This is a genomic window from Allobosea sp., from assembly GCF_035944895.1.
Lineage (GTDB): Bacteria > Pseudomonadota > Alphaproteobacteria > Rhizobiales > Beijerinckiaceae > Allobosea.
This window is the reverse complement of the sequence record NZ_DASZAT010000005.1, coordinates 59,596-73,164: the sequence shown is the minus strand read 5'-3', so window position 1 is coordinate 73,164 and position 13,569 is coordinate 59,596. Positions and strand designations below refer to the sequence as shown.

Genomic DNA, 13,569 nt, shown 5'->3' with positions numbered 1-13,569 from the left:
AAGCTCCAACTGCTAGGAGATGCTCGCCAATTCGGCCTGGAGGAAGGCCATGAAGGCGGGGTCGTCGGCATAGGCGACGTTGACCCGCATCCCGGCTGCCCGCTCATCGCCTTCGGGCTGGTGCCGCTCGGGCATGAACACGGTGCCGGGCGCGATGAAGATGCCCTGCTCCGAGGCGCGGCGCGCCAGTGCGAGATCGTCGAGGCCCGGCGGCAAGCCGACCCAGAGATAATAGCCGCCGCCCTGGCGCGAGAAGATCGGCAGGCCGAGACGCTCCAGCCCGCCGAAAGCAATGCGGGTCGCCTTGCCGATTCGCTCCTTCAGGCGCTTGAGATGGTGGCGGTACTGGCCGCTGGCGATCAGGTCGCTGACCAGCCGCTCCAGATAGCCGGAGGAGTTGACCACGGTCAGCATCTTCATGTCGCCGAGCGAGCGGGCGAGCGCCGGGCTCGCGGCGACATAGCCGATGCGCAGACTCGCCGAGAGCGTCTTCGAGAAGGTGCCGAGATAGATCACGCGCTCGAGCTGGTCGAGGGCGGCGAGCCGCGGCGCGCTCGCCGGCATCACATCGGCGAAGGGATCGTCCTCGACGATGATGAGGTCGTGCTGCGCGGCGAGCTGCAGCAGGCGATGGGCTATCGGCAGGGCGATCGAGCCGCCGGTCGGGTTGTGCGCCAGCGACTGGGTGAAGAAGACCTTCGGCCGATGCCGTGCGATCTGCGCGGCGAGATCGTCGAGATCAGGCCCGTCCGGCAGCCGCCTGACGCCGGCCATCTCGATGCGGGCGAGCTTCAGCTTGCCGAAGAGCGGGTAATAGCCGGGGCTGTCGACCAGCACGGTGTCGCCGGGCTGCAGCAACTGGCGGATGATCAGGTCGAGCGCGTGATTGGCGCCGAAGGTCATCAGGATCTGCGCCGGCGAGACCTGGATCGAGCGCTCGGCCAGCATCAGCCCGATCTGCGTGCGCAGCGGCGCGTACCCGACCGGATCGCCATAGCCGTGCTCGATCGGCAGGTCGCCCTTGCCACTGCGGACACGTAAGTGCCGCCCGAGCTCTGAATCCTCCATCCAGGAGCGCGGAGGACGGCCGTCGCCGACGCGCACGGGATGAACCTGGCAGAGCTGCTCGCGCAGCAGCGAGACGATGTCGATCGCCTCGCTCATATGCGGCGGCGGCGCCTCACTCGGCCGCTGGCCGGGCGCGCGGACATAGAAGCCGGCGCCGCGCCGCGCTTCGAGCCGGCCGTTGGCGACAAGCCGGTCATAGACCTCGACCATGGTGTTCTTCGAGACGCCGTATTCGCCGGCCGCCAGCCGCAGCGAGGCCATGCGCCGGCCGGGCTGGAGCAGCCCCTCGTCGATCATCCGCCCGATCCGGGCGACGATCGCGCCGGTGCGGTTGCTGTCGGCCTGCTCGTCCATCAAGCCTCGCATCTGTACCAGTCAATTGACTGGTACAGAGAATGGGACATTGCGAAAATTGTGCCTTGCCGCTCTCCGGCGATTGTCCGAGCTTGTCAACCGAAGAAGCGCCGCTGCCCATTGCAAGGCGCATGAAAACCCCGGCTGGGGAGGACACGACATGGTGACGGCCGAGGCGCACAGCGCCGCCGGGCGTGAGGTGAACTCGCGCATCGAGAACTACCGCAATCTGAGCTGTGCCGAACGGCTGGCTGAGGCTGTCACGGCGGCCGGGCTGGCCGATGCGGACCGCGCCTTGCTGGCGCAGCCGGGAGCGCTGCCGCTCACCCTTGCCAACGGCATGATCGAGAATGTCGTCGGCACCTTCGAACTGCCGCTCGGCATCGCCACCAATTTCGCCGTCAACGGCAAGGACTACCTGATCCCGATGGCGGTGGAGGAGCCCTCCGTCGTCGCCGCGGCTTCCTACATGGCCCGCATCGCACGTGGTTCCGGCGGCTTCCGCACGTCGAGCGACCGGCCGATCATGCGGGCGCAGGTCCAGCTGCTCGGCATCGGTGATCCCGAGGGCGCCCGCCACAAGCTGCTGGCGGCTCAAGCCGAGATCGTCGCCGCGGCCAATGCCCGTGACAAGGTGCTGATCTCGCTGGGCGGCGGCTGCCAGGGCATCGAGGTCCATGTCTTCCCGCATACGCCGCGCGGGCCGATCGTGGTGATGCACCTGCTCGTCGACGTCCGCGACGCGATGGGCGCCAACACCGTCAACACCATGGCCGAGACGGTGGCGCCGATCGTCGAGCGCATCACCGGCGGCACGGTGCGCCTGCGCATCCTCTCCAACCTCGCCGATCTCCGGCTGGCGCGCGCCAGCGTCACCATACCCGAGGCCGCGCTGGCGACCAAGGAATACTCCGGCCGCCGCATGATCGACGGCATGCTCGACGCCTATACCTTCGCCGCGATCGATCCCTACCGCGCTACCACCCACAACAAGGGCATCATGAACGGCATCGACCCGGTGGTGGTCGCGACCGGCAATGACTGGCGCGCCATCGAGGCCGGCGCCCATGCCTATGCCGCCCGCAGCGGCCGCTACACCTCGCTGACGACCTGGGAAGAGGATCGCGACGGCAACCTCGTCGGCTCGATCGAGATGCCGATGGCGCTCGGCCTGGTCGGCGGCGCCACCAAGACCCATCCGCTGGCGCAATGGGCGCTGCGCCTGCTCGGCGTCACCAGCGCGCAGGAATTGGCCGAGGTCACCGTCGCGGTTGGACTCGCCCAGAACATGGCGGCGCTCAGGGCGCTGGCGACCGAAGGTATCCAGCGCGGTCATATGGCGCTGCATGCCCGCAACATCGCCATCGTTGCCGGTGCCGAGGGCGCCGAGATCGAGGCGATCGCTGCCGAGCTCGCCCGCACGCACGACGTCCGTGTCGACCGGGCGCGCGAGCTGCTAGCGCAGCGGCGCAAGGGCTGACCTTTTTCAGGACTCACCACAGAACCGCATCAAAGCGGACGACAACCGGAGGAACGTTATGGACAATCGCATCACCCGCCGCACGCTCAGTGCCCTGCTGGTCTCGGCCGGCATGGCGCTGTCGCTGCCGGCTTACGCACAGAACGAGATCAAGATCGGCTACAATGCCGACCAGTCGGCCTCGGGCGCGGCCGAGCTCGGCCTCTCCGGCCTCTACGGTTTCCAGGCCGCGATCGACGATTTGAACGCCCAGGGCGGCGTGCTCGGCCGCAAGGTCGTCGGCGTCGTCAGAGACGATGCCGGCGCGCCGCCGAAGTCGATCCAGAACATGAACGAGCTGATCGACAACGAGAAGGTCGCGGCCGTGGTCGGCCCGACCAACTCAGGCAATGCGCTCGCCTGGCTGCATATCCCGCAGCAGAAGAAGGTGCCGGTGATCTCGCATGTCGCGACCGCGACCGACATCACCGCCCGCTACGCCAAGGAGCCGCAGAACTACATCTTCCGGGTCTCGATGGTCGATCGCGAACAGCTCGCTCTACTCGCCGCCTATGCGGTCAAGGCCTCGAAGAGCAAGAACATCGCGATCATCGCCGACACCACCGGCTACGGCCAGGCGGCGACCAAGGACCTGCAGGAGATCCTGACCCTGCACGGCATCAAGCCGGTCGGCATCGAGAAGTTCGGGCCGAAGGACACCGACATGACCTCCCAGCTCGCCAAGCTGAAGGCGGCCGGCGCCGACATGATCATCACCGGCTCGCTCGCCGACGCGACGGCGCAGGTGCTGAAGAGCATGGAGAAGATGGACTACTATCCCGGCCTGCTCTCGACCTGGGGTTCGATCAACACGCCGCTGGTCAACATCGCCGGGCCCAAGCTCGCCGAGAAGACGGTCTTCGCGGCCTCGACCACCGAGGATGCCAGCGACCGGGCCGCAGCGCTGCACAAGCGCCTCGTCGCCAAGCATCCGAACATGCCCGCCTTCGTCTCGGCCGCTCAGGGCTATGACGCGGTGATGCTGATCGCCGCCGCAGTCAAGCAGGCTGGCGGCACGGACGGCCCGAAGCTGCAGGCTGCGCTCGAGAATCTCGGCGCGGTGCAGGGCATCATCAAGAAATACGAGAAGCCCTTCAGCAAGGAGCAGCACGAGGCGCTCGGCGTTGCCGACTTCCATTTGGCGCAGTGGAAGGACGGCCGCGTGGTCAAGCTCGACGACGCCGTGGTGAAAGGGCTGACAGCCGCTGACTTGAAGCGCTGAACCTCTGCAGCTGACCTCCTCCGTCATGGTCGGGCTTGTCCCGACCATCCACGTCTTCGCTTCACTGATCGCATACGGTGTTCAAGACGTGGATACTCGCCACAGGGGCGAGCATGACGGCGTGAGAGTGGAAACGAATTGGCGGGTGGCGGCTACGCGCTGGCTGTTCAGAATGATGGCGCAAACGACCTGAGTCGTGGCGGAGAGACGATGACGGCATTCCTTCAGGCTCTGGCCAGCGGTCTGGCGCTCGGCGCGATCTACGGGCTGATCGCGCTCGGCTTCAACATCACCTACGCCACGACCAAGACCTTCAATTTCGGCCAGGGCGCCTTCCTCGTGCCCGGCAGCCTGGTCGGCGTCTCCCTGCTGCTGCTGGCGGCCGGCAAGCCGCATTTCGGCAATCTGACCCAGGCCGAGATGACGATGACGGCCTATGCGCTGGCGACGATCGCCAGCGTCGTCGTGGTCGGCGCCATCGGCATCGCGCTCTACTACTGCGCGATCAAGCCCTTCGTCGGCGCCGGCGGCCTCAACTGGGTGCTGAGCACGATCGGCTTCGGCATCATCATGCAGAACACCGCGCTGGCGATCTGGGGCCCGGCTTCGATCGCGGTGCCCTCCCCGCTCGGCAGCGATGTCTGGCGCATCGCCGGCGCCGGCATCCGGCCGCAGGAAGTGCTGATCGCGGTCGTCGCAGTCGCCGTGATGGTCGGGCTCGACATCGTCCTGCGCAAGACGCGCTTCGGCAAGGCGCTGCGGGCCGTCGCCTTCAACCCGCAGGCGGCGGCGATCGTCGGCATCAATGTCGAGACGATCGTCATCCTCGCTTTCGTGATCTCCTCGGCGCTGGCCGGGCTCGCCGGCATCCTGATCGCGCCGATCACCACGGCCTCGGTCTTCATCGGCCTCGGCATCGCGCTGAAGGCGTTTTCGGCCGCGATCGTCGGCGGCCTGACCAGCCCGCGCGGCTGCATGCTCGGCGGCTTCCTGCTGGGGATCGTCGAGGCGCTGGTCGGGCTCTGGCGCGCCGAAATGCGCGAGATCACAATCTTCCTGCTGATCATCATCGTGCTGGTCGTCCGCCCGAGCGGGCTGATGGGCGCGCGCAGCGTGGAGAAGATCTGATGCCGGCGCTCGCCCATGCCATCGGGTTGGCGGTGCTAGCGGCAGCGCTCGCGCTCGTGCCCCTGTTCGGCCTCAACGATTTCTACCTGCAGATCCTGTTCACGATCGGGGTGAACTATCTCGCCGCCGCAGGCCTCAACGTCCTCGTCGGCTATGCCGGCCAGAAGTCGCTGGGCCATGCCGGGCTCTTCGCCGTCGGCGCCTATACGGCGGCGATCGCCAATATCGAATGGGGGCTCTCGCCCTGGCTGTCGCTGCTGCTGGCCTGCGGCTTCGGCGCGGTCTTCGGCCTCGTCATCGCCATGCCCTCGGTGCGCGTCTCGGGCCCCAGCCTTGCCATGGTGACGATCGGCTTCGGCATCGTCGTCGAGAAGATCGTCACGGAGTGGACCGACATCTTCAAGGGCCAGGCTGGCTTCTACGGCATCAGCGCGCCATCCATAGCCGGCGTCAGCTTCACCAACCTGCACTGGGTCTGGTTCGTCGGCGCGCTCTGCATCGCCACCCATCTGATGCTGCGCTCGCTGCTCGCCGGGCGCTATGGCCGCGCTTTCCTCGGCGTGCAGATGGCCGAGCCGGCGGCGCAGTCGGTCGGCATCTCCGTGGTGCGGGCCAAGACGCTCGCCTTCGTCATCTCGGCGGTGACCTGCGCGCTCGCCGGCGCCGTCGTCGCGCAGCAGAACCAGTACTTCAATTCCGACTTCATCACCTTCAACCTGTCGATCTTCCTGCTGGTCGTGGTGATCTTCGGCGGCTCGGGCTCGCTCTACGGACCACTCTTCGGCGCGGTGATCCTGACCCTGCTGGACGCCTGGCTGGCGCGCTGGCCGGCCCTGCAGCACTTCACCTATGGCGCGCTCCTGCTGTTCTCGCTCTATCTAATGCCGAACGGCATCGCCGGGGCGTTCTCCGGCCTCGCCGCGCGTTGGCGACAGGGCAAAGTGGTTCCGCCTGCGGTCCCCGGCCACAGCGCTCTGGCGGCAACCACGGCAGCGGCGGCGAGCGGCGAGATCCTCGTCGTCAAGGACCTCTACAAGGCCTATGGCGGCATCGTTCCGGTCCGCAACGTCTCCTTCGCGATCACAGCCGGCAAGGTCCATGCGCTGATCGGCCCGAACGGCGCCGGCAAGACGACGCTGCTCAACCTGCTCTCCGGCCATGTCGCGCCAGGCAGCGGCTCGATCCGCTTCGAGGGCCAGGAGATCGCCGGCTGGCCGGCACATCGCATCGCCTGCCTCGGCATCGCCCGTACCTTCCAGAACCTCAAGCTCTTCGGCGAGCTTTCGGCGCTCGACAATGTCCTGCTCGGCGCGCACCGCCATATCGAGACCGGCTTTGCTGCGTCATTGCTCGGCCTGCCATCGAGCCGCCACGCGGAGGCCACGGCCCGCGCCGACGCGCTGGCGCTGCTTGGCGATCTCGGCCTTGGCGATCGCGCCCATGAGCCGGCGAAGAGCCTGCCCTATGGCCTGCAGCGGCGGCTCGAGATCGCTCGCGCGCTGGCATCGAAGCCGAAGCTGCTGCTGCTCGACGAGCCGGCAGCGGGTCTCAATCCGCAGGAGACGCATGAGCTCGGCGAGGTCATCCGCCGCATCCAGCAGGCCGGCGTCACCGTGCTGCTGATCGAGCATCATATGGACCTCGTCATGGGCATCTCCCAGCATGTGCTGGTGCTCGACTATGGCGCGCTGATCGCCGAGGGACGGCCGGAGGCGATCCGCCGGGATCCCAAGGTGGTCGCCGCCTATCTCGGCGCCGATGACGATGCCGCCCTGACCGGAGACGCCGCATGACCATGCTCGCGATCGAAGGGCTCAAGGTCCGCTATGGCGCGGTCGAGGCGCTGAAAGGCATCTCGCTGCAGGTCGGCCAGGGCGAGGTCGTCACGCTGATCGGCGGAAACGGCGCCGGCAAATCGACGTTGATGCGGGCGATCGGCGGGCTGGCGAAGGTCGCCGGCGGTTCGATCCGCTTCGAGGGTAACGACATCACCGGCATCCGCGGCCATGACTGCGTCAGGCTCGGCATCGGCCATTCGCCGGAAGGGCGCCTAGTCTTCGGCGACCAGAGCGTGCGCGACAATCTCGTGCTCGGCGCCTATGCGCGCCGCGACGAGGATGGCATCGCCAGTGATATCGAGCGCTATTTCGGCGTCTTCCCGCGTCTCGCCGAGCGGCAGGACCAGCTCGCCGGGACGCTTTCGGGCGGCGAGCAGCAGATGCTGGCGATCGCCCGCGCTTTGATGGCGCGGCCGAAGCTCCTCCTGCTCGACGAGCCCTCACTCGGCCTCGCACCACTGATCGTGCGCGAGGTCTTCGCGGTGATCCGGCGGCTGCGCGAGGAAGGCATGACGATCCTGCTGGTCGAACAGATGGCCAATCAGGCGCTCGCCATCGCCGACCGCGCCTATGTCATCGAGACCGGCACGATCACGCTCGAAGGCACCGGCGCCGAGCTGCTGCGCGACGAGCGCGTGCGCTCGGCCTATCTCGGCGCCTGACGATGTCCGCCGACAGCGTCACCATCGTCGAGGTCGGGCCCCGCGACGGCCTGCAGAACGAGAAGGCCGAGATCGCCACCGCGGACAAGCTGGCGCTGATCGGCAGGCTCGCCGATGCCGGCCTCTCTCGCATCGAAGCAACGGCCTTCGTCTCGCCGCGCTGGGTGCCGCAAATGGCCGACCATGAGGCGGTGATGCGCGGCGTCGACCGCCGGCCGGGCGTGACCTATTCGGCCCTGATCCCCAATGAGAAGGGTGCCGAGGCTGCGCTCGCTACCGGCGCGCAGGCGCTCGCCCTGTTCACCGCGGCCTCCGAGAGCTTCTGCAGGAAGAACACCAACTGCACGATCGCCGAGAGCATCGAGCGCTTCCGGCCGGTGATGGCGTTGGCGCAGCGCGCCGGCGTGCCGGTGCGCGGCTATGTCTCCTGTGCGCTCGACTGCCCTTATGAAGGGGAGATCGCGCCCGAGGCGGTCGCGACGGTCACCGCCGAACTGCTCTCGCTCGGCTGCAACGAGATCGCGCTCTCCGACACGCTCGGCCGCGGCACGCCGGAGCGTACCGCGGCGATGGTCGAGGCGGCCTTGCGGCAGGCGCCGGCTGCGATGCTGGCCGGGCATTTCCACGACACATCCGGCCGAGCCATCGCCAATGTCGCGGCGGCCTGGGAGCTCGGCCTGCGCGTCTTCGACGGCTCGGTCGGCGGCCTCGGCGGCTGCCCCTATGCGCCAGGCGCTGCGGGCAATCTCGCCACCGAGCGGCTGGTCGCGCATTTCGAGGCCAGGGGCATCGCGACCGGGATCGACCGCACGCTCTTGGAAGCAACGGCGGCATGGATCGCCAGCCGCCGCGCATCCGCAACCCAATAGCAGGACGGCTTGAGCCGCCCTGCCACGGAGCCCTGATCAGGCGACGAGGAAGCCGGCATCGACCGGGTCGTCGCGGTTGATCGTCCAGCGCGCCGTGCCGAGCAGGCCGGCGGTGCCCTTCACGGTCGGGCGCACCGCACGGGTTCCGTTCAGGCTGGTCTCGCCGATCAGGCAGCCTTCGAAGGTGCCGGAGCCGAGCAGGCCTTCCGAGCGGATCGGCTGGTTCAGCTTCATCAGGCCGCGCGCCTCGTACATCGCCATCATAGCGCTGGTGCCGGTGCCGCCGGGCGAGCGGTCGAGCTGGCCGGCCGAGAAGACGTGGACGTTCTTGTAGAAGGCGCCCTCGATCGTCGGCTCGTGCCAGAAGGTGACGAAGTTAAAGTTGTTGATGTGGGCCGAGGCCGGATGCTGGATCGCGACCTTCTGGCGGAGCTGCTCGCGGGCGATGATGCCGAGGCGCGAGAGCTCGGAGCCGTTCTCCGGCGAGATCCGGAGCGAGGTACCGCGCAGGTCGATGATCCCAAAGTAGTTGCCGCCCCAGACGATGTCGGCCTTGAGCGAGCCGACGCCCGGCAGGTCGAACGGCACGTCCTGCGCCGCGACATAGGCCGGCACGTTCTCGAAGCGGGTCCAGAGCACGTCCGGGCCGTCATTGGCGACCTCGGCCGTGACCAGCCCAGCGGTGGTCTCGAAGCGGATGGTGGTGCGGCCGTTCTCGCCGCGGCGGACGAGGCCGAGCGCGACCATCGCCATGCCGACCGCGATCGTGCCGTGGCCGCACATATGCGAGTACTGGGTACCGTCGATATAGATCAGGCCGGCATCGAACTCCGGGCTCGATGGCGGCGTCAGGAAGACGCCGAACATGTCCTTGTGCCCGCGCGGCTCGCGCATCAGGGCGCAGCGCAGCCAGTCATAGTTCTCCTCGAGGAAGCGGCGCTTCTCCAGGATGCTCGATCCAGCGGGGTACGGAATCCCGCTATGGATGATGCAGAGGGGCTCACCCTCGGTATGCGTGTAGACGACGTCGAAGACATTCTGCTGGCGCATGGTCGGCTCCTTGGGAAAACGATGGGTCGAGAAGGCTATCGGCGGTGCTCGGAGAGCACGTCGAGACCGATGGTGAGGTCGAGCACCACGATGACGACGGCGGCGACGATGATGGTCAGGCCGGAGACCGCGGCGATCGTCGGGTCGATCGTGTACTGGACGTAGTTGAACAGCTTGACCGGGATGGTGGTCAGCTCGGCGGTCGTATTGAAGATGCTGAGCTCGACATTGATCCAGGAGGCGATGAAGGCGAAGATCGCGCCGCTGACGAGCCCGCTGCGGATCTGCGGCAGCGTCACCAGGAAGAAGGTGGTCAGCGGCCGGGCGCCAAGATCGGCCGAGGCTTCCTCCAGGCTGCGCTGCTCGTCGCTGAGCTGCGGCAGCACCGCCCGCATCACGAAGGGCATGATGATCACGACATGCCCGACCAGCAGCGCCGGAAAGCTGCGCACGAGGCCGATCGCGCTGCCGCACTGCAGCAGCGCCGCGCCGAGCACGACATGCGGCAGGATCAGCGGCGACATCAGCGTCTCCGACAGGAGGCCGCGGCCGGTGAAGCGATAGCGGGCGATCGCGATCGCCGCCGGCACTGCCAGCAGCACGGCGACGATGGTCGCTGCGACGGCGAGCAGCGTGCTGATCAGGAAGGCCGAGACATAGGAGGGATCGCCCAGCATCTTGCCGTACCAGGCGAGGGTGACGCCCTGCGGCGGGAAGGCGAGGAAACTGGTCGTGGTCAGCGACGCCCCGACGAGGACGACGAGCGGCAAAGCGAGATAGGCCAGCGCGGCGAAGGAGACGATCCGGACGAGGACTGACACCATCTCAGGCCCTCCTCGGCTCGCCGATGCGTCCGGCAATGGCGACCAGCGCCAGCGTCAGCACCAGCATGGTGATGCTGAGCGCACCGCCATAGTTGAAGTCGAAGACCGAGCTGTATTGCTGGAAGATCAGCATCGAGAAGACGGTGATCCGCCCACCACTGAGCAGCGCCGGCGTGACATAGGCGCTGACCGCCAGCATGAAGACCATCACGGCGCCGGCCATCAGGCCGGACAGGCTGAGCGGGAAGATGATGGTGCGGAAGGTACCGGCCGGCGTCGCGCCGAGATCGGCCGAGGCGTGCTCCAGCGCCGGATCGACCTTGGCAAGCGCATTGCCGACGGCGAGCACGATGAAGGGCAGGAGGATGTAGACCAGGCCGATCAGGATGCCGAGCTCCGTGCCGAGGAAGCGCATCGGCCGCTCGATCAGGCCGAGACCGATCAGGCCGTCATTGACCAGGCCGTTGCGGCCGAGCAGCACCATCCAGCCGAAGGAGCGGACGATATTGCTGGTGAACAGCGGCACGACCAGCAGGATCACGCAGAAGCGGCGCCAGGGCCGCCACTGCACGATGCGGACGAGATACCAGGCGAGCGGATAGCCGATCAGCACGCAGACCAGCGTGGTCAGCGCCCCGATGCGGAAGGTCACCCAGAGCACGTCCCAATGATAGGCGTCGGCGAGGATGCGGACGTAGTGCGCGAAGGTCGGCTGCCCCGCCGGCGTGGTCAGGCTCGCGATCAGGACGACCGCCATCGGCGCCAGGAAGAAGGCGACGAAGAAAGCCGCCGGCAGGGCGCAGAGCAGCAGGACCGGGCGCAGCGCTCCGCTCATCACGCATCCCCCGGCACGAGACGCAAGTCGGCGAGGCGGATATTGGCGAAGACGGATTGGCCCACGCCCAGGCCGGCCAGGGCGGACGGGGCGAGCCGGGCTGTCAGCGTGCTGCCGCCAACGGTGAGCGCTACCGAAGCGTGGCTGCCGACATTGACGATCTCGGAGACAACGCCCTGCAGGGAGATACGCTCGGCAACCGGCTCAGCCGTGAGGAGGATATCTTCGGGCCGCAGCACGCCGGTGAGTTCACCCTGCGGTGCATCAGCGGCGGGAAGGATGATTGCGCCATCGAGCAACGAGAAGCCGGCATCGTCGCGCCTCTCGACCGCGAGCAGGTTGGCATCGCCGATGAAATCGGCGGCGAAGCGGGTCGCCGGCCGGGCATAGATGTCCTGGCCGCGGCCGATCTGCTCGATCCGGCCGCGATTCATCAGCACGATCCGGTCGGCCAGCGTCATCGCCTCCTCCTGATCGTGCGTCACGAACAGGAAGGCGATGCCGAGCCGGTGCTGGATTTGCTTGAGCTCGCTCTGGACCTTCTTGCGCAGCTTCAGATCGAGCGCGCTCAAGGGCTCGTCGAGCAGCAGCAATTGCGGTCGGTTGACGATGGCGCGAGCCAAGGCGACGCGCTGCTGCTGGCCGCCGGAAAGTTGGGCCGGCAGCCGATCACCGAAGCCGGCGAGGCCGACCAGCTCCAGCGCCTCGGCGGCACGCTTGGCCGCCTCGTCCTTGGCGACGCCCTGCCGGCGCGGGCCATAGGCGACATTCTCGGCGACACTCATATGCGGGAAGAGTGCGTAGTTCTGGAACACGGTGTTGAGCGGACGTCGATAGGGCGGCAACCGCGTCACATCCTCACCGGCGAGCCGGATCGTGCCGGCCTCCGGCGTCAGGAAACCAGCGATGCAGCGCAGCAGCGTTGTCTTGCCGCAGCCCGAGGGGCCCAGCAGGGCGATGAACTCGCCCTGCTCGACGGCAAGCTCGATCGCCGTCAGCGCCGGCTGTCCGCCGAAATGCTTGGACAGGCCGTCTATGGCGAGGATGGGGCTCATGCTGCGGCTCGCAATGCTCGTTGCCATCAGCTCACTTGCGGGCGATCTGCCGGTTCCACTCGTCGACGACGCGCGAGCGCAGGCCGTTGATCTCAGCCCAGTCGAACAATTGCAGGTTCTTGACCGAGCCGGACTCGCCCCAAGGCAGCTTGCGCGCGGTCTCGGGCTTGACCGTGACGTTCTTCACGGACGGGCCGAGATAGAGTTTTTCCGCCAGGCAGCCGGAGGCCTCCGGCGTCAGCGCCTGGTTGATGAACTTCACAGCCGCGTCCTTCTTCGGCGTGCCCTTGACCAGATGCAGGCGAGCATCGGTCGCCCAGGCGCCTTCCTTCGGCACGACGAAGCCGATCGGCAGGCCCTTGTCGGCGAGGTCCCAGGCGCCGACGTTGAAATGGGCGCCGATGATCGCCTCGCCGCTCTGATAGGCGTTGGTGGCGGCGCCTGAGGAATCGAAGAACAGGGCGGCCTTGAGCTCCTTGATCTTCTTGAAGGTCGGGGAAAGGTCGCCGGCCGGATGGCCCCAGATCTTCGACAGGAACATCACGAAGGGCACGCCCGAGGAATTCGCCGGCGAGGGGATGGTGACGGCGTCTTCGAATTCCGGCTTCCAGAGGTCGTTCCACGAGGTCGGCACCGCCTTGACCTTCTGGGTGTTGTAGGTGAGCCCGAGCGAATAATAGCCGGTGCCGACCGCATAGGTGGCCGCGCCGCTCTTGTAGATCGCTTCCGGCAGGGTGTTGGCGAGATTGGGGATCGCCGCCGGGTCGAGATTGTCGGTGACTTCCGCGGCAAGGGCGAGCTCGCTGATGCCGCCATCCATCCAGGCGACGTCGATGGTCGGCGCCGACTTCTGCTGCTGCAGCTTCGCCAGCGTGACGGTCGAGGTGCCGATCTCGGCATTGACGGCGATGCCGGTCGCCTTGGTGAAGGGCTCGGCGACGCAGGCTTTGAAGGCGTCGCCCCAATTTCCGCCATACCAGGCGACGGTGATCGACGCGGGCTGCTGCGCCAAGGCAGGCGCGGTAAGCAGGGTGGTGGCGAGCATGGCCGCGGCCAGTCGGGTGGGTCGGGTCATCGTCGTTCTCCTCTGCCGAGCGTCTTTGCGCTTCTGTCGGGATATGTTGGCGCGCAGGCGGCAAAAGGCA

General features: G+C 67.4%; 12 protein-coding genes. 6 read left to right on the top strand and 6 right to left on the bottom strand.

Annotation, left to right across the window (positions count from 1 at the left end):
• Window positions 1–12 precede the first annotated feature (12 nt).
• On the bottom strand, window positions 13–1,422 hold the full coding sequence (locus VGV58_RS02780) for an aminotransferase-like domain-containing protein (RefSeq protein ID WP_326872450.1): 1,410 nt from the start codon (window positions 1,420–1,422) through the stop codon (window positions 13–15).
• Between the two features lie 160 nt (window positions 1,423–1,582).
• Between VGV58_RS02780 and VGV58_RS02775 the strand changes: the two genes are divergently transcribed.
• The 6 genes from VGV58_RS02775 (at window position 1,583) to VGV58_RS02750 (ending at window position 8,660) form a co-directional block, all read left to right on the top strand.
• The gene (locus VGV58_RS02775) at window positions 1,583–2,902 is read left to right on the top strand and encodes a hydroxymethylglutaryl-CoA reductase, degradative (protein WP_326872449.1); all 1,320 of its coding nucleotides are present in this window, start codon (window positions 1,583–1,585) and stop codon (window positions 2,900–2,902) included.
• Window positions 2,903–2,960: 58 nt separating this feature from the next.
• Complete coding sequence (locus VGV58_RS02770) at window positions 2,961–4,163, top strand: ABC transporter substrate-binding protein (protein WP_326872447.1); 1,203 nt, start codon at window positions 2,961–2,963, stop codon at window positions 4,161–4,163.
• A 210-nt stretch (window positions 4,164–4,373) separates the two neighbouring features.
• Window positions 4,374–5,291, top strand: coding sequence for a branched-chain amino acid ABC transporter permease (locus tag VGV58_RS02765; protein ID WP_326872446.1), 918 nt, complete (start codon window positions 4,374–4,376; stop codon window positions 5,289–5,291).
• Entirely contained in the window at window positions 5,291–7,084 is a 1,794-nt protein-coding gene (locus VGV58_RS02760) for a branched-chain amino acid ABC transporter ATP-binding protein/permease (protein WP_326872445.1), read from the top strand. The genes VGV58_RS02765 and VGV58_RS02760 overlap by 1 nt, the downstream gene beginning before the upstream one ends.
• Before the next feature lie 2 nt (window positions 7,085–7,086).
• Complete coding sequence (locus VGV58_RS02755) at window positions 7,087–7,791, top strand: ABC transporter ATP-binding protein (RefSeq protein ID WP_326873548.1); 705 nt, start codon at window positions 7,087–7,089, stop codon at window positions 7,789–7,791.
• Entirely contained in the window at window positions 7,788–8,660 is an 873-nt protein-coding gene (locus VGV58_RS02750) for a hydroxymethylglutaryl-CoA lyase (protein ID WP_326873547.1), read from the top strand. Before VGV58_RS02755 ends, VGV58_RS02750 begins: the two co-directional genes overlap by 4 nt.
• A gap of 36 nt (window positions 8,661–8,696) precedes the next feature.
• On the opposite strand, the gene VGV58_RS02745 is transcribed toward VGV58_RS02750, so the two are convergent.
• From VGV58_RS02745 to VGV58_RS02725, 5 genes are read right to left on the bottom strand one after another with little or no spacing between them, the layout of a single operon-like run.
• Complete coding sequence (locus VGV58_RS02745; protein WP_100959260.1) at window positions 8,697–9,710, bottom strand: proline racemase family protein; 1,014 nt, start codon at window positions 9,708–9,710, stop codon at window positions 8,697–8,699.
• Between the two features lie 35 nt (window positions 9,711–9,745).
• On the bottom strand, window positions 9,746–10,534 hold the full coding sequence (locus VGV58_RS02740; RefSeq protein ID WP_326872444.1) for an ABC transporter permease: 789 nt from the start codon (window positions 10,532–10,534) through the stop codon (window positions 9,746–9,748).
• Between the two features lies 1 nt (window position 10,535).
• Window positions 10,536–11,369 (bottom strand): ABC transporter permease, encoded by an 834-nt coding sequence (locus VGV58_RS02735; protein ID WP_326872443.1) that lies wholly within the window; start codon window positions 11,367–11,369, stop codon window positions 10,536–10,538.
• Window positions 11,369–12,424, bottom strand: coding sequence for an ABC transporter ATP-binding protein (locus tag VGV58_RS02730; protein WP_326872442.1), 1,056 nt, complete (start codon window positions 12,422–12,424; stop codon window positions 11,369–11,371). Before VGV58_RS02730 ends, VGV58_RS02735 begins: the two co-directional genes overlap by 1 nt.
• 31 nt (window positions 12,425–12,455) lie before the next feature.
• Window positions 12,456–13,499, bottom strand: coding sequence for an ABC transporter substrate-binding protein (locus VGV58_RS02725; RefSeq protein ID WP_326872441.1), 1,044 nt, complete (start codon window positions 13,497–13,499; stop codon window positions 12,456–12,458).
• Between the last annotated feature and the right edge of the window lie 70 nt (window positions 13,500–13,569).

Coding starts and splice junctions, on each gene's coding strand:
- VGV58_RS02755 (WP_326873548.1), top strand. CDS start 7,087: ATGCTCGCGATCGAAGGGCTCAAGGTCCGCTATGGCGCGGTCGAGGCG.
- VGV58_RS02735 (WP_326872443.1), bottom strand. CDS start 11,369: ATGAGCGGAGCGCTGCGCCCGGTCCTGCTGCTCTGCGCCCTGCCGGCG.
- VGV58_RS02770 (WP_326872447.1), top strand. CDS start 2,961: ATGGACAATCGCATCACCCGCCGCACGCTCAGTGCCCTGCTGGTCTCG.
- VGV58_RS02725 (WP_326872441.1), bottom strand. CDS start 13,499: ATGACCCGACCCACCCGACTGGCCGCGGCCATGCTCGCCACCACCCTG.
- VGV58_RS02730 (WP_326872442.1), bottom strand. CDS start 12,424: ATGAGCCCCATCCTCGCCATAGACGGCCTGTCCAAGCATTTCGGCGGA.
- VGV58_RS02740 (WP_326872444.1), bottom strand. CDS start 10,534: ATGGTGTCAGTCCTCGTCCGGATCGTCTCCTTCGCCGCGCTGGCCTAT.
- VGV58_RS02760 (WP_326872445.1), top strand. CDS start 5,291: ATGCCGGCGCTCGCCCATGCCATCGGGTTGGCGGTGCTAGCGGCAGCG.
- VGV58_RS02780 (WP_326872450.1), bottom strand. CDS start 1,422: ATGGACGAGCAGGCCGACAGCAACCGCACCGGCGCGATCGTCGCCCGG.
- VGV58_RS02765 (WP_326872446.1), top strand. CDS start 4,374: ATGACGGCATTCCTTCAGGCTCTGGCCAGCGGTCTGGCGCTCGGCGCG.
- VGV58_RS02745 (WP_100959260.1), bottom strand. CDS start 9,710: ATGCGCCAGCAGAATGTCTTCGACGTCGTCTACACGCATACCGAGGGT.
- VGV58_RS02775 (WP_326872449.1), top strand. CDS start 1,583: ATGGTGACGGCCGAGGCGCACAGCGCCGCCGGGCGTGAGGTGAACTCG.